The following is a 26712-nucleotide window of genomic DNA, read 5'->3' on the forward strand; positions in this document are numbered from 1 at the left end:
AAGTGTTGAACAAAGGTTCACCAAATTTTTATGACCAAAACTCCCTCAAATCAACTTTGGATCTATGACACTACTCTCCGCGACGGGACTCAACGTGAAGGACTATCAGTGTCCATAGAAGATAAGTTACGCATTGCTCACAAACTTGATGAATTAGGTATTCCTTTCATTGAAGGTGGTTGGCCGGGAGCAAATCCTAAAGATGTCCAATTTTTCTGGCAACTTCAAAAAAATCCCCTCAAACAAGCAGAAGTTGTCCCCTTTTGTTCCACCCGTCGTCCTCATACCAAAGCCGGAGATGAACCCATGCTGCAAGCGATTTTGGCAGCAAGAACGCGCTGGGTGACAATTTTCGGTAAATCCTGGGATTTGCACGTTACAGCCGGACTCAAGACCAGCCTAGAGGAAAATCTAGCCATGATTGGTGACACCATCGAGTATCTGCGTTCTCAAGGACGACGGGTAATTTACGATGCTGAACACTGGTTTGATGGTTATAAGCAAAATCCTGATTATGCTCTCCAGACACTCACAGCAGCAGTCACAGCAGGTGCAGAATGGTTAGTTTTATGTGATACCAATGGGGGGACTTTACCTCATGAAGTTTCGCAAATTGTGGAAGATGTTGTCAAGGGGACTGGGGACTGGGGACACTTCGGCAAGCTCAGTGCATCGCTGGGGACTGGGAATGAGGAAAAAACTCTTACCCAATCACCAATCACCAATCACCAATTACCCATTCCTCAAATTGGCATTCACACTCATAATGATTCAGAAATGGCGGTTGCTAATGCCTTAGCAGCAGTTATGGCTGGAGCTAAGATGGTGCAAGGAACAATTAACGGTTATGGGGAACGTTGCGGTAATGCAAATCTGTGTTCTGTGATTCCCAATTTACAACTAAAATTGGGTTATAGTTGTATCGGTGAACACCAGCTAAATCAACTTACAGAAGCTAGTCGGTTTGTGAGCGAAGTTGTTAATCTCGCACCTGACGAACACGCACCTTTTGTGGGACGTTCGGCTTTTGCTCACAAAGGTGGGATTCACGTCTCTGCGGTGGAACGTAATCCTTTAACCTATGAACATATTCAACCAGAATTGGTCGGAAATCAACGCCGGATTGTTATTTCTGAACAGTCTGGCTTAAGTAATGTCTTAGCGAAAGCTAAAACCTGTGGGATTGAATTAGATAAGGATCATCCCCAAGCTAGACAAATTCTTCAACGTATGAAGGAATTGGAGAGTGAAGGCTATCAATTTGAAGCCGCAGAAGCTAGTTTTATTCTTTTGATGTATGAGGCTTTATCCTGTCGTCAACAGTTTTTTGAAGTTCAAGGATTTCAAGTCCATTGTGATTTGGTAGAGGTGAAAGAATCTACTAATTCTTTAGCGACTGTGAAGGTAGCTGTTAATGGTAAAAATATTCTGGAAGCCGCAGAAGGTAATGGTCCAGTAGCGGCTTTAGATGCGGCTTTGCGGAAGGCTTTGGTGAATTTTTATCCCCAAATTGCCGATTTTGAGTTGACTGATTATAAGGTGAGGATTCTCAACGGAAATACAGGAACATCTGCGAAAACTCGCGCTTTAGTAGAATCGGGTAATGGTCAACAACGGTGGACGACTGTAGGAGTTTCTAGTAATATTTTGGAGGCTTCTTACCAAGCTGTGGTTGAGGGTTTGGAATATGGATTATTGCTGCATTTCCAAGCTGAAAAGGCGTTGAAAGTTTAGGAGGTGATAAATTTTGGTAGGGATATCTAATGTCTCTACCTAATTAATGTCACCATTCCTTAACCGACAAGTATTGGTTTACTGTCTTTTGCGCGAAACAGAAAAAGATCGCCCCCTTAGAGGTTGTTTGAAAAGTTTTAGGTTGTGATTTTAGGCACTTAAAGATCCCCCCTAACCCCCCTTAGCAAGGGGGGAACTAGAGTCAAAATCCCCCTTTTTAAGGGGGATTTAGGGGGATCTAAAAATATTTGATACACCATAAGGGACTTTTCAAACACCCCCTTAGCAATAAAGCCCACCTGAGTGGGCTAATGAGGTAGATTTGTGTAGAGAAATGCTATTAATAAGGATCGGAATCAAACCTTCCCCGCTTCACACTTCTGAGATAATAACCCCGTGACGGTAATTTATTTAAGTCGAAAGTGTCACCTCTAGGAACTCGCCAGATTTTGTAGTCGTGATAGGTGAGAGGAGTACCTTTTTCACAAATTTCTGGGGGATGATCTCCTAAGACAAAATACGCTGAACCTTTACCCACAACTTTAGCAATACCATATTTATCAACCAGTAAAGATGTTTGTTCACTAATTGCTATCCCTAATGCTTTTGCAGATACACCATCTTGAATTTGTCGGGCAATAAAAACCATAATTCTTCCCATTCTTTTGCGCTCATCAAAGTGGGTATCAATGATAGTTCCGCGCAAATATTTCCACTGGAAAAAATTATAGGTAAAGGTAATATTCCCGTAAGGATCATCAAGGGCTTCATGAGTTTCAATACTCTCTTCACAAGCACAAGAATCATAAACATATTCACTTTGAATCATCGCTCCGGCACTTGTACCACCAATAGCGCCCCCTTTATCGTAAACTGACTTGATAGCAACTTCTAATTTAGTGTTTTTCCAGTGGCGAATATATTCACATTGATCACCACCCGCAAAGAAAATTACGCCAGCATTTCTGACTTTATCAAAAATATCGGTTCTGTTCGCTTCTTGACGATTACGAATGATGAGAGTTTCTACATATTTGACACCTCTCATGCGATAAATTAACTGATTGTAATCATCATTACCAGCAGCACGAATGACTAAAACATTAACTTTATTGTCGCTGTAATTACCGCCTCTGACTTGATTAATCATCCATTGGATAGCGTCATCAACATCAGGCCCACCTCCACCTAAGTTATGAACTGGCCCAGCTAATTTAGGGAGTTTATAAGCTGGTTTAGAGGTGGGACTCTGGCTATCGGCGATGATATCTTCAAAGAACCGTTTTAACTTGGATGTTAAGCGATCTAGGATACGATTTACCATCTTCAATAAGCTGTTTTTTGCATTCTGCAAACGCTTGGATGTATTTAGGGATGCCTTTGTCATATTCAAATCTTGTCAAGCAAACAGCAATCATTTCTAACTTTCGCATTGTCCGGGGCTAAATTCCTAGCGTACAGGGTTGTAGTGTTTTTTTAGGGCAAATTATCAGCGTAATCTTTGATTCTCGTTACCAGACAATTTCTGCTCGTTCCTGCACTACTCTTTCATAAACCATTTCTGTTTGCTTACCTAATTTTGGCCAGCTAAATCTTTTTTCTAAATCTGCATAAGCGTTATTAACTAACCATTGACAATAATCTGGATTTTTCAAAACTTCTAATATTCCCCAAGCTACAGAGTCGGAGTTGTTTACCCAAGTGATAATTCCCGTTTTTCTGTGTTGAACTACTTCTGGTAAACCACCGGTATCGGAAACTATGACTGGTACACGGGAGGCAAAACTTTCTAAGGCAACTATGCCAAAGGGTTCATAAAGACTGGGAAAAACGGCACAGTCGGCAATGGTTTGAAATTTATCTAAATATTCATCAGTTAGAAACCCGGTAAAGTAACACTTGTGCCAAATTCCTAAATCCCAGGCTTGACGTTTTAGATGGTCAGTATTACCGCCACCGACGATAACAAATTTAACATTACCTTTCATTTCCCATAGTACCTTGGGCGCAGCATTAAGTAATACGGGTACGCCTTTTTCATAAGTCATGCGACCAAGATAATACACAATTTTTTCATAATCTGCGGCAAATCGGCGGCGAAAATCTTGAGCATGAAAATCTTGATGATGTATTTTCTTTTCTGGACGGATGCCATTATAGATTACGTCAATTTTATCATTAGTAATATCTAGTGTTTGGATCATTTGCTGACGCATATATTCACTACAAACAATGATTCGCCAAGCATTATGAGCTAGTGTATATTCTTTGTTATGAATATAGCGTTGGGTATCATTATGAATGCCGTTATAACGTCCATGTTCGGTGGCGTGAATTGTGGCAATGAGGGGAATTTTAAAGGTATGCTTGAGAGCGATCGCTGCATCTCCAACTAACCAATCATGGGCATGAATTAGATCAAATGGACCTTTTTCCGTCAACAACTTACCGCCATGTTCTCCCATGCTCTCATTTAAGTTCACTACCCAGTGGAAAAAATCGTTACTAGCAGGTACTGGGACACGATGGATATGAATTCCTTCAACTACCTCATACAAGGATGCTGGACCAAATTCTGGCGTGATTAGGTGGATATCATGACCTAGCTTGATTAGTTCCGGGTACAATTCAGCAACGTGACGAGCAATTCCGCCAACTATCCTCGGTGGAAATTCCCAACTCAGCACTAATATCTTCATTTGACTCCCCGATGATTGACAAAAATCTCAAAAGTTTAAAAACTATAATTATCTCAAAAAAAAGGAATAGGGAACAGGGAACAGGGAACAGGGAACAGGGAATATTTTGCCATAATATTCAAAAATATAGAACTCATATTTGATTCTTGAAAAGAATTAGGTATTGTAGGGTGCGTCAGACTGCATAAATTGTATCAATAAACAGATTTGTAATATCTGACGCACCCTACGTATCTTTTCATAAATCAAATATTATTGCTATATGTCTCATTTCTTATACATAGCAATCCTTATGAAATTTTTTTGTTCCAACTCCTGACTGGGCGCAGGCCCTGCGCCCCTACCTCCTGACTCCTTAAATTAAGTTACAAGAACTTGATACAGCTTGTTTCAGTAAAACTGCATATTCTTCACTACTAGTATGATAAGCGCCAAATCTAGCTAAATGAGGATTCATCATTTGTGCATCAAATATTCTAAATTTCCGTTGACGCAATCTTTCCACTAGCTTCACCATTGCTACCTTAGAACCTTCGGAAATGTTGAAAAACATGGATTCACCAATAAAAGCACCACCAATGACAATTCCCAAAATTCCCCCAGCTAATTTATCATCAAACCAAGTTTCAAAACTATAAGCGTAACCATTTTGGTAAAGTAACTCATAAATCTTGACTAATTCTGGAGAAATCCAAGTTGTGTCGCGGTTAGCACAGCCGGCAACCACGCCCAAAAAGTCCTGGTTAATGGCGACTGTAAACCTTTTTTGGTTAAGGACGCGCTGTAATGACTTAGGATAGCGAAAGCTTTCATCTAAAGGGATTAGAGTCCGTTCGTTACTTCCATACCATCCCAGGTTATTAGTTTCATCAGACATGAGAAAATAACCTTGAGCATAACCCCGAACAATAGCAGCAACATCATATTCCATTATCTTCTTTTGAGATTACCCACAGCAAACAAATTCTATATAAAATATACAAAAATGACTTCAGTAATTCCATCCATTACCTTACCTCCTTCGGAAAATCCTCAGCAAGAAGGAGAATGGTTACAACAAAACCTGTTGCATTGGCTTGATGAAGAGTTTATTCCTGAAGCAATTAATCAAAATATTGCCCAGCGAGCATCACAGATTTTTGTGAGACAACGCATGGAGGGAGAAAATGATTTAGGTTCTCTGGTGATTGCTATTGTGACAGAGATGCAATCATTTGATTTTTCTAAAAGTTTTTTTGGAGAGTTTGCGATCGCCAACGCCGTTAGCGATCTACTCTTAGATAGCCTGGGAATTGATTATTGTTGTGGGCAATAATAACTTGGTCATTGGTCATTGGTCATTGGTCATTGGTCATTGGTCATTGGTCATTGGTCATTGGTCATTGGTCATTGGTCATTGGTCATTGGTTATTGGTTCACAGCAAATAGCTACTGACAACTGACAACTGACCATTGACCACTAACTACCAGCTAGACTTAACAACACCAGGTAAAAGACCTTCGTGGGCCCATTCCCGGAGTACGTTCCGAGACAAGCCGAAATCACGGTAAACGCCTCTAGGACGACCAGTTAACCAGCAACGGTTGTGCTTACGAGTAGGCGCACTGTTACGGGGTAATTGTTGAATTTTACGGTGAACTTCTAACTTCAGCAACGGAGATTCTGCTGTTCTAAACTCTTCTAATAGTGCTTCACGCTTTTCAGCATACTTAGCTACCATTCTAGCGCGTTTCTTCTCGCGCTCAATCATACTCTTCTTCGCCATGAATTCCCTAATCTAATGAAAGACAGCATTCCCCATTCTACACCTTTATTGGCAATTCCCGATAAATTGGCCAAAAAGATTTACCAAGAATGTAAAGCCCGTAGCTGGGGTGTTTTTTTAACTTGATGGGCTTGCATTCTCGTGAGGACATCATCTAAAATGCCCACAGCTTCAATAATATAATCACCCTTATTGAGCATGACACATTCTGCCCGTTCTGACATGGCAGCATCAGTAATTTCTGCCCGTGACGGCATTCCGTGTTTGACGAGATTTTCTAAGACTTGAGTTGCCCAAATTACGGGAATATGGGCAGCTTCACATAACCACAATATTTCTTCTTGAATTTCTGCCAACCGTTGATAACCAATTTCCAGGGCTAAATCTCCTCTGGCAATCATAATTCCAAAGGGTTGTTTACCAGCAGCTTGAATAATTAATTCTGGCAAATTACTCACTGCTAAAGGAGTTTCTATTTTCGCAACTATGGCAGGTGTGGGAGAATTTTCTGGTAATCTTGTCGCTAATTCTTGTTGTAAAAGCTGAATATCTGCGGGTGTTTGCACATAGGAATAACCGATAATATCAACTTGATTGGCGTGGGTGGTAACAAAATCTAAATCTTCTTGATCTTTTGTGGTTAAAGAACTTAAATGTAATTCAGTGTCAGGAAAATTAATGCCTTTTTCTGGTAATATTTTCTCACCTTTGAGACGGGCATGGGTGATTTTTAACCACACTCCCTCAGATGTAATTGACTCTACACAAGCACCAATGCGGCCATCATCAATCCAGACCATTGTACCAATTGTGAGTTGTTTTAATACTTCAGGAATTGTGCAACTGGCTTGAAAAAATGCAGAATCAATATTCGTGGGTAACTCATTGGTAAGCAGGAGAGATTCACCTTTAAATATTCGTTGTTTGGGACTGGGGGTAAGAACAGATTTAATTCTGGTTTTGGGACCACTCAAATCCATAAAAATTTTACAGGAAAATTCTAATTCTAATTCTGCTTGTTTGACATTGTTAATCATTGCCAACCATTCAACGGGGGTATCATGGGCGCAATTAATTCTGACACAGTTTGCCCCTTCCTGAATGATATCCCGCAAAAATTCGTAATTGGTAGCGGCTGCATTGGGTAACGTTACCATGATTCTGACGCGACGGTTATCGAGGGTGTTGCCAAATAAATCTTCGGTATTTTGTTGAAGTAGGCGATCGCCTTCAAAAAATGCGTCCAAAGGTGGATGTATAATCATAGAATCATTATCTGTGCCACAAACTGCCTGTAAGGTGGCAATCACCGCATCTAAGGTAGGTAAAACTTTAGCTTCTATCCTCCCCAATGAGGACAAACCCCAAGGCATTAAAGCCGCTTGCAGTTGTCGTAAATCGTGTCTTCTCAGTGCCAAATAATAGGCAAGATTGAGACTACTATTAATAAAAGATTGTCGGTGAATTTGCTTTTTCCATCTTTGAAATATTTCCCTCCCCTCTTCATCAACAGATTGACGAAGTTCCTGTAATGTGGTAAGCAAAATACAAGGATCTGAGAGATCCAACTCTAGATTGTTTGTTTGCATATTCTTTTGTTAGTTGTCAGTTGTCAGTTGTCAGTTGCAAAACTGTTACCAATTACCAATTACCAATTACCAATTACCAATTACCAATTACCAATTACCAATTACCCAGTCCCCAGTCCCCAGTCCCCAGTCCCCAGTCCCCAATCCCTATTCCCCCTTTTCTGCTTTCGCAATTTCTAACATTGTCTTAATTACAGAATCAGGGTTGAGACTAATAGAATCTATACCTTGTTCAACTAAGAAACGAGCAAATTCTGGATAATCGCTGGGTGCTTGTCCACAAATACCAATTTTGCGCCCATTTTGTTTAACAGTCGTTATGGCTTTTTCTATTATTCTTTTCACAGCTTCGTTGCGTTCATCAAATAAATGGGCAACTAATTCTGAATCTCGATCTAATCCTAACGTTAACTGTGTCAAATCATTAGAACCAATGGAGAAACCGTCAAAAACCTGGCTAAATTCATCAGCTAATAAAACGTTACTTGGTAATTCGCACATTACGTAAACTTCTAAGCCATTTTCGCCTTTAACTAAACCATTTTTTGCCATTTCCTCTAATACTCTTTTTCCTTCTTCGGGAGTGCGACAAAAGGGAACCATGAGAATCATATTGGTTAAACCCATTTCTTCTCTTACCCGTTTCATTGCCTGACATTCTAAAGCAAAACCTTCACGATAACGAGGATCATAATAACGGGAAGCACCACGCCAACCCAGCATGGGATTTTCTTCTTTGGGTTCAAATTGTCTACCACCTAAAAGATTGGCATATTCATTACTTTTGAAATCAGATAAACGAACAATTACAGGTTTGGGATAAAAAGCTGCGGCTATTGTTCCTATCCCTTGCGCCAATTTAGCAATAAAAAATTCGGCTTTATCTTCATATTGTGCCGTTAATTCGCTAATTTTATATTTGGCAAGTTCGTCTTCTAATTCATCAAAATGTAATAATGCTAAAGGATGGGCTTTAATATGATTAGCAATGATAAATTCCATTCTGGCTAAACCAACACCATCATTAGGAATTGCGGTTAAACCTAAAGCTTCTTCAGGATTACCCACATTCATCATAATTTTAGTGCGGGTTCGAGGTAAGTTATCTAATGGTAATTCTTGAATTTCAAAGTTTAATAAACCTGAGTAAACTTGACCTGTTTCTCCTTCTGCACAACTAACAGTAATTTCTTGTCCTGTTTGTAATATTTCTGTTGCATTTCCACAACCCACAATAGCAGGAATACCCATTTCTCTGGCAATAATTGCTGCGTGACAGTTACAAACAACTACAGGAGTATATTTATCCGTAAAAACCAGATAATTATGATGATCCGCAACAGTAATATTATAAACTTCAGCGTCTACTGCATCTGCAACTTTAATAACTCGTTGCATCCGAATATTACCTTGCAGAAGTTGTTCAAATTGACCTATTTCACGGAGTTGTTTATCAGAAATTAGGAGATTTTTATCTTTTCTAACTTTGATGTCACCTGTTACATTATCGCCAAATAGTTGATTAGTAGCAAAGAAACGAGTTTGAATAGTTCTTCGATAAACATCTCCTTTGACTCGTTGAGTATATTCTAAAATTTGCTCTAATTTTTCTACAATTTGGACATTGTAGATATGACGATTTCTGGTAACTTGAGGAACAGTATTGATTTTTAAACAAGCAATAATCACAGCTTGTAGTAAGTTCTCCTCAGAGATATAGATGTTAATGCGATTATTAGCATAGCAACCATCACCATCAATCACACCTCCTAAAAAGTGATAAGCAACTTCTGAAGTGTTTTCCAGGAGAATTTGAGTAATTTGTTGTTCTTTTTGTTTTAAGTCGTAAGCTATGGCTTTAGAATAAACACGATAAGCTGTAGCTTGTCCTTTTACCTGTTTTCCTCGGATATAACCTGAAGATACTGCTTTCTCACAAGCAGTAAAAGATTTACCATAAACAGCGTTCATTTTGTCATTCATCGTAGCTATGAATGCTTGTTTTTCTGGTAAACATTTTTGAATAAACTGGACTTCTCCATGAGTTCGACTAGTGTAAATTGAACCGTCTGTGATGATTCCCCCAATCAGATAAGCTAAATCAGCTTTTTGATTTTTGTTGTCACCTAATGTGGGAATGTTCTGAGATACAAGCACCATTTCCTGAGTATCTAACATTTCTTGAATCTCAGTTTTGGTATATTCACCATTCCGCAGGTTGACCATTTTATGATCAGGAGTTAATCGCAGGATATTATCTGTGACTCTCCCACTTTGAGATACACTCACACCAATTGTTTTAGATGTCCGTTTCATGGCATCTGTAATGGGTTTCCATTCCATTTGATGGGTTTTGGTGTTGAGGGCTAAAGTTGATAATCCTTGATATCCTTGTTCATAAACCTGCTGAATGGTCATAAAACCTTGATTGGTGAGAATTTTTGTCTCTCCATCAAAACAAGTCCGTCCCCCAGAGTTGGTGACGATAGCACTAGCTTTTTTCATAATCGGTTCCCAGTCGGGGTCTGTGCGGTTAGTAACTAACACTTCTCCGGCTTGGAAGAGATGAATTTCCGGCACATCTAGAATTACCCTAGCTTTACCTTGACCTATCATTTCGCCAACGCTGCGACCTGTTAATAAAACTTTGCTTTTTTCTTGGAGTTGATAACTTCTGAGAACGGTTTTTGATTTTTGAGATTGAACGGTTTCTGGTCTTGCTTGGACAATAAATAACTCTCCTGTCATCCCATCTTTTGCCCATTCAATATCCATTGGTGTGGCCATTCCCCGGACTTGGGAATAATGATCTTCAATAATACAAGTCCATTCTGCTAGTTGTAAAATTTCTTGATCATTCAGGGCAAATTGATGACGTTCAATTTGAGGAACGGAGATATTTTTGGTTAATTTTGATCCACCTAAATCATAAACCATTTTAATTTCTTTTGTTCCCAACCGCTTTTGAAGAATGGGTTTATATCCTTGTTTTAAAGTTGGTTTAAATACTAAATATTCGTCTGGGTTAACTGCACCTTGAACGATGTTTTCACCCAAACCATAAGCAGCGGTAATTAAAGCGGCATTTTGAAACCCTGTTTCTGTGTCAATAGAAAACATGACTCCAGAAGATGCTAAATCAGACCGGACCATTTTTTGGACACCAACTGATAGCGCTACTTCAAAATGATCAAAACCTCTTATTTGTCGGTAGGAAATTGCCCTGTCTGTGAAGATAGAAGCAAAGCATTTATGACAAGATTCTAATACACCTTTGATGCCATGAACGTTGAGGTAGGTTTCTTGTTGTCCAGCAAAACTAGCATCTGGTAAATCTTCGGCTGTGGCACTGGAACGAACAGCCACATCAGTATTAATACCGTATTCTTGACAAAGATTTTGATAGGATTTAGCGATCGCTTCTTGTAATTCTAGCGGAAATGGGGTTTCTAACATCAATGATCTGGCTTGTTTGCCACATTCTTGCAAATTATCCATATCTTCCACATCTAAATCTGCAAAAATCTTCCGCAGTTTTGCCTCTAACCCAGCCGCAGTAATGAAGTATCTATAAGCATAAGCCGTAGTTGCAAATCCTGTGGGAACTTTTACCCCTTGAGAACTGAGTTGTTGAATCATTTCCCCTAGAGAGGCATTTTTACCACCTACCAAGGGAATATCTGCAATTCCCACAGAATTAAAAGGTAATACCAAAGCTTCTTGATGAATTTGGCTATTTTCTTGGTTGCGTTTAATTTCCAACATATTCTGAGATTCCTTAAATAGCTACTGTTATTTAATTCAGAACCCATTCTGTTTATGCACGGACAGTTTAAAGATGTTGCGAGGATATATAGCGGGGAACGGGATTTACTACCAGATGTTAATGGCATCCTATATTTAACACTACTCTAGTTTAGAGTATAAATAAATGTATAGCTAATATAGCGAAATATTACGTAATATATTGTTCCTGCAAATATTCTCACAATCCCCCCATACTTGAGAGTTAATATTCAGGAATGTACATAAGAAGTTTTAATTTATCTCAATTCATTACATGACTACATCAAGCAAAACACTTGCAAAGAAGGACTTAAAACTATTATGCCTGAATGCCCTTGTTGTTCCGATTCACTTTTACACCATATTCGTGGTACGGAATCTTATTGGTTTTGCCGCAGTTGTTGGCAAGAAATGCCTATATTAGTTCAACGTCACACTGCTAATGTCCCAAAACCGATTTTAGCAAAACTAGCTAAAAAAATCGCCCCACCAGAACATCGTCTCGGTTCTGATTGTTTGAATCAACCAACTTCTTTTCAAGTTAGACTAGAAGAAAAGTGGGATAGAGAAGTGGTTTATAAAAGTTCCACAGAAGTTTAATTTGTGATTTGCGTGGAAGATTATCCCGTGAACACGGGAATCCAATTTTTTCATGCCTAAATAAAATTTTTAGAATAATTTACCGCAGATAAAGACGATAACTTAATGAATTTATTAGTTGTCACCAAATCTGACTTAAATCTAAAATAAATCCAGGTAATAAATCTTCACCAGTTAATGTTTGGGGATTATCTAATTCTTCCACAGCTTGACCAGGACGATAAATAAATACTTTCCGTTGTTTTCTATCAATTAACCAAGCTAATTTAACGCCATTATCTATATATTCTTGCATTTTTTCTTGTAATGGGTTTAAATTGTCGCTGGAAGAACGTAATTCAATGACAAAATCAGGTGCAATAGGCGCAAATTTATTCTGTTGTTCTGCTGGTATTGCTTCCCATTTTGAGCGTTTTATCCATGCTGCGTCGGGAGAACGGACTGCACCATTGGGTAAGGTAAAACCACCACTAGAACCAAATCCTACCCCTGTACCATCTTGCTTTGTCCAAACACCTAATTCACCAATTAAATTAAAGTTACGTTCACCTGTTTCTGAATCTGTAGGTGACATAATTAATAAATCTCCAAATTGATTACGTTCAATTCTTAAATTACGGTTTAATTGACAAAAATCAAAGAATTGTTCATCACTTATGATAATATTTGGTTGCATTTTTAAAACCATTGGTAAGGTTTCTATAACTACAGTTGTTTGAGTTTTCATAGTTTTTGTTTTCATATTATGTATGATAGAAAAAATATTGTTGCGTGTAAGGGTTTAGCAATGCTAAACCCCTACATGATTTTAAAATTCTCCAGCTAAAGCGGGAATACAACGTTCACAAAGTAATGGATGTTCTGCTGATTCACCAACATGGGTAGAATAGTTCCAACAGCGATCGCATTTGTGGTATGATTTCCCATCATGCTCATAGTCTGCGGCATTGACTACGCCAATATCCCAATTATCCTCACCTTGAACTCGCAGGGTTTTTAATCCTTTTAATGCGTCAGGAGAATCTAATAATTGCACATTGGAAGTGAGGAATAAATACCGTAATTCATCAATTCCATTCCCGCTAACATTCAACGGTTCGATAGCAGTGCGTAATTTTTCATCGCTGAGATAAATTAAAGCAATAGCTTCTAAAGAAGAACCAATTAGCTTTTCTGTCCGCGCTTGTTCTAACACTTTATTAACATCACCACGAATCCGGCGCAGTGTTTTCCAAAATTCCGCTAATTCGGGATTATCCCATTTATCATCAACCTGCACCCAACCAGCTTGAAACACTGATTTAGAAGATGTTTCGTAGGGGATAAATTGCCAGATATCCTCCGCAGTATGACATAAAACAGGAGCGATCGCTCTGGCTAAATTCTCCAAAGCAATTTGCAACACCGTTTGACAACTCCGACGACGGAAAGCATCAGTTGAACTGATATATAATCTATCTTTCGCAACATCTAAATAAAAGTTTGACAAATCCACAACGCAGAAATTCTGCACAGTTTGGAAAAAGCGGAAAAACTGGAAACTATCAAAAGCGTCCGTTACCTCATTAAACACCTCACGAATGCGGTGTAACATATATTTATCCAAATCTGGCAAATCATCAAAAGCTACAGCATCATTCAGAGGATCAAAATCATGCAAACTCCCCAATAAAAACCGCGCTGTGTTGCGAATCTTATTTCTCACATCAGCTAATTGCTTGATGATGTTACCACCCAACCGGACATCACCAGAATAATCAACCGAAGAAACCCACAACCGCAAAACATCAGCACCATAAGCAGGTTGTTGTTTTTGGTTAGTCCCACCTTGAATCATCAATTGAGGATCTACCACATTCCCGACTGATTTACTCATTTTCCGTCCATTTTCATCCAAGACGAAACCATGAGTTAACACAGTTTTATAAGGTGCAATGCCATTAACCGCAACACTAGTTAACAAAGAAGATTGAAACCAACCCCGATGTTGATCAGAACCTTCCAAATACATATCAACAGGATAGCATAACTCCGGTCTTTGCTTCGCTACTGCCGCCCAAGATGAACCAGAATCAAACCAGACATCCATTGTATCTGTACCTCTGCGGTAAGTCTTGCCATTATTGCGATATGCTTCTGGTAACAACTCCTCTACCGACAATTCCCACCAAGCATCAGAACCCTTTTCGGCAAAAATAGCTTGAACGTGGTTAATCGTGTCCGCATTCAGCAGAACTTCTCCAGTCGCTTCATCATAAAACACCGGAATCGGCACACCCCAAGAACGTTGACGAGAAATACACCAATCGGATCTTTCTGCTATCATTGGCGTGATCCGGTTTTCACCTTGTGCGGGAATCCAACGCACAGATGAAATAGCCGTTAAAGCCTCTTCCCTAAATCCTGCCACAGAAGCAAACCATTGTTCAGTAGCCCGGAAAATCGTCGGTTTCTTCGTTCTCCAATCATAAGGATACTTGTGAGGATAAGCTTCCTCCTTCAACAGAGAACCCGCTTCATTCAAAGCGTCAATAATCGCTTGATTCCCATCACCCAAAACATTCAAGCCAGAAAACTTACCAGCCTCATCCGTAAAATTCCCACTATCATCAACAGGGGCAAGAATCGGCAAACCGTAGCGTTGACCAACAATGTAATCTTCTTGACCATGACCAGGAGCAGTATGAACCAACCCAGTCCCCGACTCAGTAGTGATATAATCACCACCAACCACCACCGGACTTTCACGGTCAAAAAGAGGATGACGGTAAATAGTCCCTTCCAAATCCTTCCCTGCGAACTTGGCTTTTACCGTTAACTCACAATCCAAAACCGCAGCCAACCGTTCCACCAACTCAGCCGCCACAATCAGATACTTGCACTCTCTCCGCGCCTCTGCGTCTGGGCGTGAGACCTCCACCACCGCATACTCCAACGCACCATTCACAGCCACAGCCAAATTACCGGGAATAGTCCAAGGAGTAGTCGTCCACACAGCCACGCCCAAATCAGGCAAGAAGCCACCCAAACTAGCCTTTAACCCTCCGGCAACCTTCACCACCGGAAAAGCCGCGTAAATACTGCGAGAAACGTGACCTTCAGGATATTCTAACTCAGCTTCAGCTAAAGCAGTTTTAGAACTAGGACTCCAATGCACAGGCTTTAAACCGCGATAGATATAACCTTTGAAGAACATTTCCCCAAAAACGCCAATTTGCGCGGCTTCGTATTCTGGTTTTAAGGTTAAATAAGGATTTTCCCAATCACCCCAAATTCCATAACGTTTAAAGCCTTCCCGTTGTTCGTCTACTGTCTTCAGTGCGAACTCTTTCGCTTTTTGACGCAATTGCAAAGGAGTAAGATTTTGCCGTTCTGCCTGTTTCATATTTTGCAGAACTTTCAACTCAATGGGCAATCCGTGACAATCCCAGCCGGGAACGTAGCGAATTTTACGACCTTGGAGCAAATGGTAGCGGTTAATAATATCTTTGAGAATCTTATTTAAAGCATGACCAATATGCAACTGGCCGTTAGCATAGGGAGGACCATCGTGCAGTATAAATAATTCGCCGGGGTTGTTTTCTGCCAGTTGAGAATAAATGTTGTTTTCTTCCCAGAATTTTTGGATTTCGGGTTCGTGCTTGATTGCGTTTGCCCGCATATCGAAGTTAGTCTTGGGTAAGTTGACGGTATCTTTGTATTTTCCAGTTTCGGTCACAGTTTCATGCCTAAGATATGTTTGCAGTTATTTGATCAATTATAAGTCAAGCTAGAAAGCCTAAAACCTTCTGGTGTAAGTTCTAGACATTTAGTAATTTAGAAATTACTATAGTAAGAGTATAGATAAAAACATTACCTATGAGTAACGATTCCTTTTTTAATGAACAGAAAGAGCCATCTTTAGTAAAAGCTAGAATTGTTGAGAAATATTTTTCGGCTTGGGCTATTGCAATGATAGGAGACATTGAGAAGCGTAAAAGTCAAGGTAAAATGGTTGATGAAAGAATAGCTTATATAGACCTTTTTGCTGGACCAGGTAGATATGAAAATGGTTCAAAATCAACACCAATTAAAGTTTTAGAAATAGCAATTGCTAATCCAAAGATGCACGATAGGTTAAAAACAGTATTTAATGATGCTAATACTGAACATACCAATTCTTTACAAGAAGCTATACATACCATTCCTGGTATTGAGAAACTAAAACATAAACCTAATGTAATTAACGATGAAGTTGGCGACAATATTGTCAACATATTTAATAAGCTAAGATTAATTCCTGCATTATTTTTTCTAGACCCGTGGGGATATAAAGGTTTATCCTTAAAACTTATCAACTCAGTTTTGAAAGATTGGGGTTGTGATTGCCTCTTTTTTTTCAACTATAATCGTATCAATATGGGTTTAGCAAATGTAAAAGTTGAAGAACATATGAATGCACTTTTTGGAAAAGTGCGAGCAGATAAATTACGTGAAGAGTTGCCAAAACTTAATTCAGAAGAAAGAGAGTCAACAATTATAGAGGCAATTTGTAAATCTCTGCAAGAAATGGGTGGAAAGTATGTTTTACCTTTTTGTTTTAAAAGTGAAAATGGTAACCGTACTAGCCATCATTTAATCTTCGTAAGTAAGAAGTTTCTAGGCTATAAAATTATGAAAGAGATAATGGCAAAAGAGAGTTCTGATCAAAATCAAGGTGTTTCTTCTTTTGAATATAATCCAGCTACTATTAGGCAGCCATTTCTATTTGAACTATCACGTCCTCTAGATGATTTAGGACAAATGCTATTAGATGAATTTGCAGGTAAAACAATCACCATGAACGAAATATATATGCAGCATAATGTTGGTAGAAGTTACATTAGCAAGAATTACAAAACTGCTCTTATTAATCTTGAAGCTCAAGGCAAAATTACAGCCGACCGTCCTGCTGATAAAAGACCAAAACGCAAAGGAGAAATTACTTTTGCAGATTCTGTTAAAGTTACATTTCCACCTAAGCAGTAAGTTGCAAATTTTCTTTTTTTAATGCTAATTTTCGTGGAGATTGACCCCATTTTTTCTGATGTTCTTGCCAAGCTTCTGGCATTTCATCCCATATTCTACCATCTAATAACTTACCACCAGCTTTAGAAGTTCTACCACCAATTTGCTTAAAGAAAAATGCAACTTCTGCTTTTTGGCATTGGTCACGAATGTCCTCAGCCCATTTAATATTCATTGGACGATGTTTTTGACCAGACTCTCCACCAACAATGACCCAATCAATATTCGTGAGGTCAAGATTTAATGAACCTAACAATGGTTCACAGGAAAGAAAACGCACATTTGCAGGAACTTGACGAAGTAAATCAATACGAGAAACATAACTTTGATTTTCCACTGATACACCTAACCAGATGTTTTTATGAAATTCTAGATGTGGTGCTAATTCAACTAATCTTTCAGGTCTTTTTGTTAATATTTGATATATATGATGAGGCGTAGCATGAATCACTTTAAATACCTTTTGAATAAAATCTAAAGGTACTTCTTCATGAAAAAGATCGCTCATTGAATTAACAAATATTCTACTGGGAGTACGCCATTTTAAAGGTTCTGTCAATCTTTCTGGATGTAGAGTTAAATCAAATCCATTTTTGAAATTATTAGGAAAGCGTTTAGTAATAGCTTCTGCGTAGCAATGCACACAACCTGGACTAACTTTGTTACAACCAGTTGTAGGATTCCAAGTTTTATCTGTCCACTCAATACCTGTGTTTATACTAGACATGATGATTTAACCTTAGTCAGTTATGAATTTTGTAAGTTATCTGGATTTGATGTTTTTAATTCGTATGTACTATAATATAACAGATTTCATGAGTATCAAAAATAATTTTCTCCTAACTTACAATTTTTTGTTTTTGCAGATTTACAATATATAAAGTCACCCACAATAGACTTATGACACTAACCCTCAGCTTACCACCAGAATTAGAACAGTATTTAATACAGGAAGCACAACAGCAAGGACTTTCTGTGGAAACTTATACATTGGAACTTATCCAAAAATCTATTTTCCAATTAGAGAAAAATTCATCTCTTGAAGAAACACCCACAGAAATTGTCATTGAAGGTATTCGTCAGGGAATAAAAGAAGCATTAAGTGGACAAACTATACCCCTTTCACAAATGTGGGAAGGAATAGATGCAGAATAATGAACCACTACTAATTGAAATTGCTCTTACTCCTCGTTTTCAAAGAGATTTGCGAGAACTGGCTAAACGCTATCGTTCCATTCGTAGTGATATTCAACCTTTAATTAATCAACTACAAGCAGGTGAAATTCCTGGAGATAGAATTGCGGGAATTAAATATCAAGTTTTCAAAGTTCGTATTAAAAATAGTAACATTCAAAAAGGAAAAAGTGGAGGATATAGAGTGATTTATTATCTAAAAAATGCTCAAGAAATTATACTCACTACAATTTATTCTAAATCTGATCTGACAGATGTGAGTAATGAAATAATTGAACAAGCAATAGCTCAATATGAAGAAGAAAATACAATTCCAGATGACTAAAAGTATGCCCCAATTACTAGACGTAGCAGCACTCACAGTTGATTTACCTGAATATAACTTGTTACGTGGTCAAGTTGGTACAATAGTTGAATTATTAGCTGATGGTGCTGCGTTTGAAGTAGAATTTAGCGATACTAATGGACAAACTTATGAATCTGTTGGGTTGCGTCCAGAGCAAATTATGGTGTTACATTTTGAGCCGACATCACCTAATTTTGTGCCGGAAATGGTTACAGCATAAGCAAATGTAGGTTGGGTTGAGGAACGAAACCCAACACAACTTATTGGTATTTTAGATTTAATGTTGGGTTTCACTTCGTTCTACCCAACCTACGGCAATCAAATATTATTCAGTAATAGATTTAGAACTGACCATCATAGCTGAAAGGTTTACCATAATAATTTGTGTCTTTCTTCTTTTGCGTAGAATCAGACTGAATATCTAAGTTGTCAATATTTTTAGTAACACGACGCAGTTGTTTTTTTCTCCCTCTATCTAACTGTCTAAGTTGAGACTTAACAATACAAGGATAACCTTTAAGAACTTGAAAGCCATTACTCCAACAAAATCCAGAGTTTTCCTTATTTGAAGAATTGATACTAACACGCCCTACAGACATATAGATTAATCTTTTGTGAAGTCTGTAGCGTATTTGATGTTTAGATTTTCTGACATGAGTATTAGTAGCAGTATTTGAATTATGTTTGGAGTTGACAACCTTTAAAATTTGATTAGCTTCTTCAACTTGTTTTTTCAGTTCTTTTTCAATAGAAGATGGACGAATTCTAATCAAATTATCATAACGTATTTGATAACCGACAAAAGCAATCCAAGGAACTGCTGCATTTTCTTGTTTATTTGCCCAACAATAAGGAAGTTTTGATTTAAAATTTCCTTTCCAGTATTCTCTACCATAAGTAGTTACTTCCTGCGGTTCATGAATTGGCAGTTTTAACAAATTCAGAGCTTCCCGATATCTGTTAAAAGAATTTTCACAGCTTTTTTTATCAGAATGAACAACTATCATATCATCACAATAACGAGCATAGAAGAAATTTTGTTTCTCTAGTTCATGATTGAGAATTTCCCTATCTGCATTATCTAACATTAAATTTGCAATAATACATGAAATAGCCCCTCCTTGTGGAATGCCTATAAATTCATTAAGAGGATTATCCCAAAACTGCTTTAAATCTTGGTCAATTTTCTTTAAATGTCCTTTTTTATCGTTTGATTGAAACCATTTGTTAGCAGCAGGAATAGCTACCTTCGTAAAAGAATAAGATTGCAAATACAACTGAAAAATCTCAACTGCCCTATTATCAACTACTTGACCATCACTTTTTAAACGTTCTTGAGCTTTATTAAAAGCTAGACGTGCCTGATCATGATGCACACAATCAAAAAAACCTTTAATGTCACATTCAGCAACCCAAAGAAATTGATTATCATAATTAATTTTGTACTCAATTAAATCTTTGATAGCTTGATGGTGGTTGAGCTTATTCTTACGAAAAGCATAGGAACATCCTAGAAAATATTTATCAAAAATATCAATCAAATATTTAGCACATTGTCCAATAATAATTCTATGTTTTAAATCGTAGTTAGCAATTGGTCTATATTCGTGATTATTACTTTTGGGATCTTTTCTATAGAAATTTATATGAGGGGTTTCAATTTTAAAGTTTTTATCTTGTAATGCGTCATAGCGTATATCCTCAATAAATTGGTTGAGCTGCATTAACCAAGGTTCTTGTTGAAACTTAGCAGAATTTCGCTTTTGAATTATAGTTTTCTCTATTGCCCACGCATTCAATTGAACACTGCTTTTATACTTCTTTCTTTCATCATATTTTGGACGTATCCACTGTTTACGAGGAGGCATCAACCTGCATATCTTAGCTTCTTGAGGCTTCGCTGCTTCTTCTGGCTTTTGTACAGAGGTGGATATGTTATATAAAAATTGTTGATCATGTCGCTTATTGGCTATTTCAGCACGATAATTACAGAGTAATCTAATAATATGCCTGTCAGTAAAATAGTTTGAAAGTGACATTGAGTAACCACAGAAATATATTTTTTCGTAATAAATAGGTAGTAGATTAGGTAGGGTAGGGTATTTGAACCCATAAAAACCTGTTTGAGTATTCTTAGCATAACCACTTACCTTATCTGACTGTAGTCTCTATCTCGATGTGGTTGAGATAGTAGTCCAATTTTACCAGTCACTACTGAATTCTACATTTATTACTAGATGTTATATTCAGACCTACCAAATCTACTGTCACTTAAAATAACACATTATTCCGAATATGCCAAGAGTTAATTTAATTTAATTTAATATTATTGTAATAATTTATTACAACAGATTATATTTCGGGTTGTTTACTCGTTGCCAATATCATCATCAAAAATAATTTCCTCACCCGCACCCCACATTATGTCATACATACCTTGACGTACAGCGCGATGAAAACTTGAATATTCCCAATCCTTTGGTGCTGTTACCAAACCATGTTTCACTGGATTATAATGAATATATTCAACGTGGTTTTGAAAATCAATTTCATCTTTAATTAAATGTTCCCAAAAACGATATTGCCATATAGCCCTTTGTTTTTTCTTTTTTCTAGATGCAGATATATTTTCTGGTGATATAGTTTCACATTGACGACTAAAATAACTTTTAATTAAACGCCAACGGGTTGAAAAATCCTGATCATTTTCTGGTAAAGTCCAAATACAGTGGAGATGATCAGGTAAAATAAAAATAGCATCTATAATAAATGGATGTTTCTGCATTACATCACCAAAAGTATCTCTTAATAAAGAAACATTTTTTGGTAAACATAATATTTTTTGTCTTTTATCTGTCACAACTGTAAAAAAGTATGTTCCTCCTGCCACATTGGCGCGGCGATATTCCATACTATAAATATCCTGTGATTAAAGTTGTCTTTTATGATCTTGATTTTACCCCGTAGGTTGGGTTGACGCAAGGAAACCCAACATTAATTATAATATATACATGGGTGGTGTTGGGTTTCACTTCGTTCTACCCAACCTACAAATATTGGTTTTACATTTTTATGATAAGGGTGGTGTTACCCAATTTTCATATTCTAAATTAGGGATATTTTGAAAGTGTTTAATATTGGCAGTGATTAAAACGCATTTATTATTAATTGCTGATGCTCCAATCAGTAAGTCAAGGGGAGTAATTAATAAACCTCTTTGACGTAAATTCTGATAAATAATACTTGCAACATTAGCTGTGTCTATATCAAGGGGTAAAATCTCGCTGCTATTGGCAAGAATTTCAAATTGCTGTAAAAGATTCCTAGCATCTTTGTATAGCAATCCACTTTTGATTTCGTAGTATGTAAGAACAGAAAAAGTTAAATAACTGTGAAATTGTTGATATTCACGGAATTTTTTGACAACTTGTGTTTCACCTCGCAGAAAATATGAGAGGATATTAGTATCTAGTAAAGCTTTTTTCACAGTTCCATTTGCCTTTGCAAGTCTAGTAATCTTTGTTCTTCAATCTCATGTTCGAGGTTTTGTAAAAGTATAGTTTCTTCAGCAGTGGCAATACCAGCAAATTGCATAAAATCTATAGTTTTTGGATGCAGTAGTTGTTGACGCTGTGCTAATTGCTGGAAAATCAGTTGAGCAATTTCATTCTGTTCATTTTCAGGTAGCCTTGAGACGACAGCATAAGCTTGTTGTAAGAGATTAGTCATAGTGTTTTGTCGCCATTATCAAAAATTTTGGTAAGTTGATAAAACTAGATTCATTTTATCACAAACATTTTATCTTTCATAAGAAAACTTTATTTTTGATTACCTGTAAATATATTTTAAATAAAGTTGTGTTGTATGATCTTGATTTTACCCCGTAGGTTGACACAAGAAAACCCGACCCAGTAAAATCATGGAAATATCCGGTTATATTTGATCTTCATCTCCAAAAAATTAACGATGAACAAAGCGATCGCAACAGGTGTAAGATCAGCATCAGAAAGTTATACAAAAGTTCTATGAAAAATACTTTGATAGCCCGTATTCCCAAAATGAGCGCAAATTGTTGGTATTGCTTAATCTTGTTAACCACAACACCCACCTTAATTACTGCCACTGCTTTCATTTCCACAGCAACACCACTCAAACTTGCCCAAGTTAACACAGACATTAAAATTGATCGTCCCCCCTTAAACATGAATAGTCAGGGTGAACGAGTTACCGAACTCCAAGCAGCTTTAAAGCTTTTAGGATTTTATTCGGGTGCTGTAGATGGTCAATATCAACAGAGTACAGTCGTTGCTGTTGCCCAATTTCAACAGGCTGCCGGTTTAAACTCCACTGGTAATGTAGATAAGATCACATGGCAAAAACTATTTCCCAGCCCATCAAATCTTACCGCTACCACAGCTAAACCTGCCAGTAGTTTTACAACTGTTCCCACCCAACCTGCAAGAGTTACAAAACCACCAATTACCAAACGCCCAACCACCAAAAATCCACAAAACACCAGCATTCAACCCACTCCTCCCAATCAACAAATGCCCGGTATCCAATATACTGACGAAGGGTGGCCAATTTTGCGTTTACGCACGAGTGGTGCAGAAGTAATTAAATTGCAAAAACAACTACAAAACTTGGGGTTTTTAAATGGTAAAATAGATGGATATTTCGGACTATCCACAGAAGCCGCAGTCAAAGCTGCACAAGTCCGTTATGGCTTAAAACCTGATGGTGTAGTCGGTGCTAGTACATGGAAAGTTTTCTTAAAACGCACTTCCCAATAACATTAAACTATGAAGCACTTTATTTTAACTTGGCTTGGTACTGCTGTAGCATTGTTAATTACCTCTAAAATTGTCCCCGGCATCATTCTCACAACTTTTAGTGCTGCTTTAATTGCGGCTGTTGTCATTGGGTTAGTAAATGCCATTGTCCGGCCAATTTTGCAGATTTTAGCATTTCCCATCACTTTAATAACTTTAGGTTTATTTACCCTGGTAATTAATGGTTTAACTCTATGGTTTGCAAGTGCGATAACTCCCGGTTATGGTTTTGAAATTCGGGGTTTTATTCCGGCTTTTTTAGGTTCAATTGTTTTATCAATTGTCTCTGGTATTATTAACCAGTTTGTCAGTGTGGTTGATTAAAATATCAGGTTTTAATCACTTTTAGCAACAGCTACGGTTACTGTTCCTACTTCCCCTGGTAATCGGAAAATTTGTTTAGGAACTAATAATATTATTTCCGCATATGTGATTTCCGAAGCTGCAAGCATAGCTGAAGCCTCGGCTACGCTAGATGTTCCCACTAACTTAGTAATAGTATTATTAGGATGGGGAACAAGTACACTATTTAAAAGTTCAGCACTAAAGACTTTTAACGGTAACTTTTCTAAGTTACAAAATTCTAATAAACCAATTTCCGAGGCTTTTTTATCAATAGTTGCAATTCCAGCTATTTCACTATATATAAGTTGGTTTTCTTGAAAAACTTGTTTAATTGCAGTATTAATTAAGTTCTGAGAAACTCCCTTTTGACAACCAATTCCTACCCATAATTTTCTTTTTTCTACCACATTATCCACTTTGTTTTTAATATTGATTGATTCTCTTTTGTTATCTATTTTGGATTGTTAAATTTACTATTTCGCGCAAAGAGGCAAAGAAGCAAAGGAAGAAATAGATTAATTTGAAAATCAATCTTCTCTACTTTGTAGTCCACCTCTACGACGGGCAAGTTCATTTTCTATTTCATTTTCATTTAATAAAGGCTTACCAGCAGCAACAATTCTAGACCGAATTTGTCACAAACGTTCCCCTAAAGGAGGTTTATTTGCAGAGTTTTTGAAATGGAGAAATTCCAGAAACTCTAAAACTTCCTCTTGTTTGTCTTGTAGTAGGGAACGCCACTTTGTTAATAACTCTTGTTCTGGACTAATTAGTATTTACCCGTTAATATGACTAATTATATTTCTATTTTATAAGCGGTTGCAGTAGATTCAAAGAAAGACTAGAAAAAGCTCAAATATTAAAGGTAGAATAAGCAACTGTGCAGAAAATTACACAAAACTTAGTCATTATCTTTTTAACAGCCCAGAACCATGATTATTTCGTTGAATTTCCATGTATATTAGTAATCGTCAAGAGCAATTTAGTATAGCTTATATTAGTGCTGTAACGGCTGTTGCGGGATATGATCTTTCCGCGCCAGGAGTAGATGATGATAGTATTGACTTAGTTAAGTAGGTAAACCGAAAAATTTAAAGGTATGTGACGAAATGTAAATTCAATGAATGCCTTACAAATAGGTTGTTTTACGGGTTTCACAAAACTAAACATATATTGGTTTTATTATGTTTACCTACTTATTTCAGCCAGAGGACCTATTGGAACTTATCGCTCTCCCCGTTTAGAATTACAAGTAAAAGCCCCTTTTCAAAGGAATGTAGTTAATGCTAAGAGTATGAGTTATTCCTTAAATAAAAAAAACTATGATGATTTGAGATATACTGATGTTTATGTTCCACGTATTTTAGTTGTTGTTGTCTTGGCTGACGATATAAATAGCTGGTTATACCAATCCGAAGAAGAATTAGTTATGAAACATTGTGCTTACTGGATATCACTACGAGGAGAACAGGAATTACCTACTGGACAAAAAAGTAAGTCAGTGCGTTTATCAAGAGACAAAATATTCAATGTAGAAGCTCTAGAAAGTTTGATGAAAATAATCTCAAATGGGGGCGCTCCATGAAAGCAACTATACAAGATATTGATATTCTTAAATCTATAAATCCCTTAGAAGTTGCTGACTATTTAAGAAATCAAGGTTGGCAACAGCAAAGTCAAATAAACGATATTGCATCAATTTGGACATTAGAAGTAGGTGAGGGAGAAAGTGTTGAAATTTTCTTACCTCTAAATCCTAATTTTCGTGATTTTCCTGCTCGGATGAGGGAAGTTTTACAAAATCTGGAAATTGTAGAACATCGTTCTCAGTTAGAAATAATAAATAATTTTAAAAATCCATTGTCCGAAATTATACAAATTTCAGTGAATCATTCAGAGATTATAAATGGTAGTATTCCTATATCTCAAGGAGTTCAATTATTTGAATCAGCGAGAAAGCTGATGTGGTCTGCTGCTTCGTCTGCGGTAGAACCTAGACCTTACTTTAAAGGTTCATTTAGTGAAGTAACTGACTATATGCAAAAATTGCGTCTGGGTCATACTAAAGAAGGAAGTTATGTTCTCACTATTATTTCTCCATTACAAGTAGATAATTATCAATCTGAAGATTGCTTTGAAAGAAAAGTTACTAAAACTCTGTTTCAAGCTTTGAATATTATTAGTTTAGCTCCCGAACAAAAGCTTTCTGAAAGAGAAAATATTTTAGATGCAGCAATAGAAGAAGGAGTCAGTGCTAATTTATGTGATGCGTTATCACATATGATAAATACTGCCGCCGAACCAAATTTGAGTTTTAATTTAACAGGTTCTAAAATAATAGAAAGTACATCTAATTTCCCTTTGGAGATAAAATTAAATAAACACATTTTACCTGTTATTACAGAGGTTAAGAACAAACTGAAGTCTCGCACAGCTAATTTGAGTAGAAACAAAAAAAATATCCAACAAGATACGATTATATTACCTTTATCTTCTCAGAAATTACTATCCCACTCAACAATTACAGGGTTAGTAATTAAGCTTGAATGGTTTGGTGGGGATGAAAAAGCAAAAGTTATTGTTATAACGATGATAGAAAATAAAGAAAAAGAGGTTATTATTGAAGTTAATCGTGAAGATTATCTAATAGCAATTCAAGCTAATTTAGATCAACTTCCAATAGTATGTAATGGTAGTTTGATTGAAGAAAATGAACAATTAATTGTGAGGGAAGTACAGAAATTTTCGGTTCTACCGCTCCCTTTATGAAAGGAT

27 protein-coding genes are annotated in these 26712 nt (G+C 37.2%); 13 read left to right on the forward strand and 14 right to left on the reverse strand.

The window, feature by feature from the left end:
• The first annotated feature begins 30 nt into the window (after window positions 1-30).
• On the forward strand, window positions 31-1734 hold the full coding sequence (gene cimA / locus FJR05_RS16095) for a citramalate synthase (RefSeq protein WP_168645033.1): 1704 nt from the start codon (window positions 31-33) through the stop codon (window positions 1732-1734).
• A gap of 340 nt (window positions 1735-2074) precedes the next feature.
• Here the strand turns inward: cimA and FJR05_RS16100 are convergent, their stop codons facing one another.
• From FJR05_RS16100 to aat, 3 genes are all read right to left on the reverse strand, one after another.
• Window positions 2075-3121, reverse strand: coding sequence for a cyanophycinase (locus tag FJR05_RS16100; protein WP_174783732.1), 1047 nt, complete (start codon window positions 3119-3121; stop codon window positions 2075-2077).
• Window positions 3122-3245: 124 nt separating this feature from the next.
• Window positions 3246-4433, reverse strand: coding sequence for a glycosyltransferase family 4 protein (locus FJR05_RS16105; RefSeq protein ID WP_168645035.1), 1188 nt, complete (start codon window positions 4431-4433; stop codon window positions 3246-3248).
• A 355-nt stretch (window positions 4434-4788) separates the two neighbouring features.
• A complete protein-coding gene (gene aat / locus FJR05_RS16110) occupies window positions 4789-5364 on the reverse strand; it encodes a leucyl/phenylalanyl-tRNA--protein transferase (RefSeq protein WP_168645036.1) in 576 nt (191 codons plus the stop codon).
• A gap of 54 nt (window positions 5365-5418) precedes the next feature.
• Here aat and FJR05_RS16115 point away from each other — a divergent pair, with 54 nt between their 5' ends.
• Both FJR05_RS16115 and FJR05_RS16120 read left to right on the forward strand, forming a co-directional pair.
• A complete protein-coding gene (locus FJR05_RS16115) occupies window positions 5419-5748 on the forward strand; it encodes a hypothetical protein (RefSeq protein WP_096666770.1) in 330 nt (109 codons plus the stop codon).
• Window positions 5738-5875, forward strand: coding sequence for a hypothetical protein (locus FJR05_RS16120; RefSeq protein WP_168645017.1), 138 nt, complete (start codon window positions 5738-5740; stop codon window positions 5873-5875). The genes FJR05_RS16115 and FJR05_RS16120 overlap by 11 nt, the downstream gene beginning before the upstream one ends.
• A gap of 21 nt (window positions 5876-5896) precedes the next feature.
• Here the strand turns inward: FJR05_RS16120 and rpsN are convergent, their stop codons facing one another.
• The 3 genes from rpsN to ppsA form a co-directional block, all read right to left on the reverse strand.
• Window positions 5897-6199 (reverse strand): 30S ribosomal protein S14, encoded by a 303-nt coding sequence (rpsN, locus tag FJR05_RS16125; RefSeq protein ID WP_168645037.1) that lies wholly within the window; start codon window positions 6197-6199, stop codon window positions 5897-5899.
• Between the two features lie 80 nt (window positions 6200-6279).
• Window positions 6280-7788 carry a pyruvate kinase gene (locus FJR05_RS16130; RefSeq protein ID WP_168645038.1) on the reverse strand — a complete coding sequence of 503 codons (1509 nt, stop codon included), beginning with the start codon at window positions 7786-7788 and terminating at the stop codon, window positions 6280-6282.
• Between the two features lie 147 nt (window positions 7789-7935).
• On the reverse strand, window positions 7936-11553 hold the full coding sequence (ppsA, locus tag FJR05_RS16135; protein WP_168645039.1) for a phosphoenolpyruvate synthase: 3618 nt from the start codon (window positions 11551-11553) through the stop codon (window positions 7936-7938).
• Between the two features lie 342 nt (window positions 11554-11895).
• Here ppsA and FJR05_RS16140 point away from each other — a divergent pair, with 342 nt between their 5' ends.
• On the forward strand, window positions 11896-12174 hold the full coding sequence (locus tag FJR05_RS16140) for a hypothetical protein (RefSeq protein ID WP_168645018.1): 279 nt from the start codon (window positions 11896-11898) through the stop codon (window positions 12172-12174).
• 121 nt (window positions 12175-12295) lie between these two features.
• Here FJR05_RS16140 and FJR05_RS16145 read toward each other — a convergent pair whose 3' ends face one another.
• Window positions 12296-12901: a Uma2 family endonuclease gene (locus tag FJR05_RS16145; protein WP_168645040.1), complete on the reverse strand. Its 606-nt coding sequence runs from the start codon at window positions 12899-12901 to the stop codon at window positions 12296-12298.
• A gap of 81 nt (window positions 12902-12982) precedes the next feature.
• Window positions 12983-15892: an isoleucine--tRNA ligase gene (gene ileS, locus FJR05_RS16150; protein WP_168645041.1), complete on the reverse strand. Its 2910-nt coding sequence runs from the start codon at window positions 15890-15892 to the stop codon at window positions 12983-12985.
• A gap of 140 nt (window positions 15893-16032) precedes the next feature.
• Between ileS and FJR05_RS16155 the strand changes: the two genes are divergently transcribed.
• Window positions 16033-17181, forward strand: a complete 1149-nt coding sequence (locus FJR05_RS16155; protein ID WP_168645042.1) for a three-Cys-motif partner protein TcmP — start codon at window positions 16033-16035, stop codon at window positions 17179-17181.
• Here FJR05_RS16155 and FJR05_RS16160 read toward each other — a convergent pair.
• The gene (locus FJR05_RS16160) at window positions 17171-17947 is read right to left on the reverse strand and encodes a DUF5131 family protein (protein WP_168645043.1); all 777 of its coding nucleotides are present in this window, start codon (window positions 17945-17947) and stop codon (window positions 17171-17173) included. The genes FJR05_RS16155 and FJR05_RS16160 overlap by 11 nt on opposite strands.
• A gap of 173 nt (window positions 17948-18120) precedes the next feature.
• Here FJR05_RS16160 and FJR05_RS16165 point away from each other — a divergent pair, with 173 nt between their 5' ends.
• Genes FJR05_RS16165 through FJR05_RS16175 form a run of 3 tightly spaced genes read left to right on the forward strand, consistent with a single transcriptional unit; the run spans window position 18121 to window position 18980 of the window.
• The gene (locus tag FJR05_RS16165; RefSeq protein WP_168645044.1) at window positions 18121-18375 is read left to right on the forward strand and encodes a hypothetical protein; all 255 of its coding nucleotides are present in this window, start codon (window positions 18121-18123) and stop codon (window positions 18373-18375) included.
• Window positions 18365-18739: a type II toxin-antitoxin system RelE/ParE family toxin gene (locus FJR05_RS16170; protein ID WP_168645045.1), complete on the forward strand. Its 375-nt coding sequence runs from the start codon at window positions 18365-18367 to the stop codon at window positions 18737-18739. The genes FJR05_RS16165 and FJR05_RS16170 overlap by 11 nt, the downstream gene beginning before the upstream one ends.
• Window positions 18732-18980, forward strand: a complete 249-nt coding sequence (locus FJR05_RS16175) for a DUF4926 domain-containing protein (RefSeq protein WP_168645046.1) — start codon at window positions 18732-18734, stop codon at window positions 18978-18980. Before FJR05_RS16170 ends, FJR05_RS16175 begins: the two co-directional genes overlap by 8 nt.
• Window positions 18981-19101: 121 nt before the next feature.
• Here the strand turns inward: FJR05_RS16175 and FJR05_RS16180 are convergent, their stop codons facing one another.
• The 4 genes from FJR05_RS16180 to FJR05_RS16195 all read right to left on the reverse strand — a co-directional run bounded on the left by FJR05_RS16180 (window position 19102) and on the right by FJR05_RS16195 (window position 22489).
• The gene (locus FJR05_RS16180; RefSeq protein ID WP_168645047.1) at window positions 19102-20799 is read right to left on the reverse strand and encodes a reverse transcriptase domain-containing protein; all 1698 of its coding nucleotides are present in this window, start codon (window positions 20797-20799) and stop codon (window positions 19102-19104) included.
• Between the two features lie 329 nt (window positions 20800-21128).
• On the reverse strand, window positions 21129-21671 hold the full coding sequence (locus FJR05_RS16185) for a transposase (RefSeq protein WP_168645048.1): 543 nt from the start codon (window positions 21669-21671) through the stop codon (window positions 21129-21131).
• 159 nt (window positions 21672-21830) lie between these two features.
• Complete coding sequence (locus FJR05_RS16190; RefSeq protein WP_168645049.1) at window positions 21831-22247, reverse strand: type II toxin-antitoxin system VapC family toxin; 417 nt, start codon at window positions 22245-22247, stop codon at window positions 21831-21833.
• Window positions 22244-22489, reverse strand: a complete 246-nt coding sequence (locus tag FJR05_RS16195) for a hypothetical protein (protein ID WP_168645050.1) — start codon at window positions 22487-22489, stop codon at window positions 22244-22246. Before FJR05_RS16195 ends, FJR05_RS16190 begins: the two co-directional genes overlap by 4 nt.
• Before the next feature lie 296 nt (window positions 22490-22785).
• Between FJR05_RS16195 and FJR05_RS16200 the strand changes: the two genes are divergently transcribed.
• Together FJR05_RS16200 and FJR05_RS16205 are read left to right on the forward strand one after the other, a co-directional pair.
• Complete coding sequence (locus FJR05_RS16200) at window positions 22786-23553, forward strand: peptidoglycan-binding protein (RefSeq protein ID WP_168645051.1); 768 nt, start codon at window positions 22786-22788, stop codon at window positions 23551-23553.
• A gap of 9 nt (window positions 23554-23562) precedes the next feature.
• On the forward strand, window positions 23563-23916 hold the full coding sequence (locus FJR05_RS16205) for a phage holin family protein (protein ID WP_168645052.1): 354 nt from the start codon (window positions 23563-23565) through the stop codon (window positions 23914-23916).
• An 11-nt stretch (window positions 23917-23927) separates the two neighbouring features.
• Here FJR05_RS16205 and FJR05_RS16210 read toward each other — a convergent pair whose 3' ends face one another.
• Entirely contained in the window at window positions 23928-24344 is a 417-nt protein-coding gene (locus FJR05_RS16210) for a cobalamin biosynthesis protein (protein ID WP_371416903.1), read from the reverse strand.
• A 547-nt stretch (window positions 24345-24891) separates the two neighbouring features.
• On the opposite strand from FJR05_RS16210, the gene FJR05_RS26995 reads away from it, so the two are divergent.
• From FJR05_RS26995 to FJR05_RS16225, 3 genes are read left to right on the forward strand one after another with little or no spacing between them, the layout of a single operon-like run.
• The gene (locus FJR05_RS26995) at window positions 24892-25014 is read left to right on the forward strand and encodes a DUF4365 domain-containing protein (protein WP_168645054.1); all 123 of its coding nucleotides are present in this window, start codon (window positions 24892-24894) and stop codon (window positions 25012-25014) included.
• 43 nt (window positions 25015-25057) lie between these two features.
• Window positions 25058-25522, forward strand: a complete 465-nt coding sequence (locus FJR05_RS16220) for a DUF4365 domain-containing protein (protein WP_168645055.1) — start codon at window positions 25058-25060, stop codon at window positions 25520-25522.
• A complete protein-coding gene (locus FJR05_RS16225; protein ID WP_168645056.1) occupies window positions 25519-26706 on the forward strand; it encodes a hypothetical protein in 1188 nt (395 codons plus the stop codon). The genes FJR05_RS16220 and FJR05_RS16225 overlap by 4 nt, the downstream gene beginning before the upstream one ends.
• Window positions 26707-26712: the final 6 nt, after the last annotated feature.

Source organism: Dolichospermum sp. UHCC 0259 (assembly GCF_009711935.1).
Taxonomy (GTDB): domain Bacteria; phylum Cyanobacteriota; class Cyanobacteriia; order Cyanobacteriales; family Nostocaceae; genus Dolichospermum.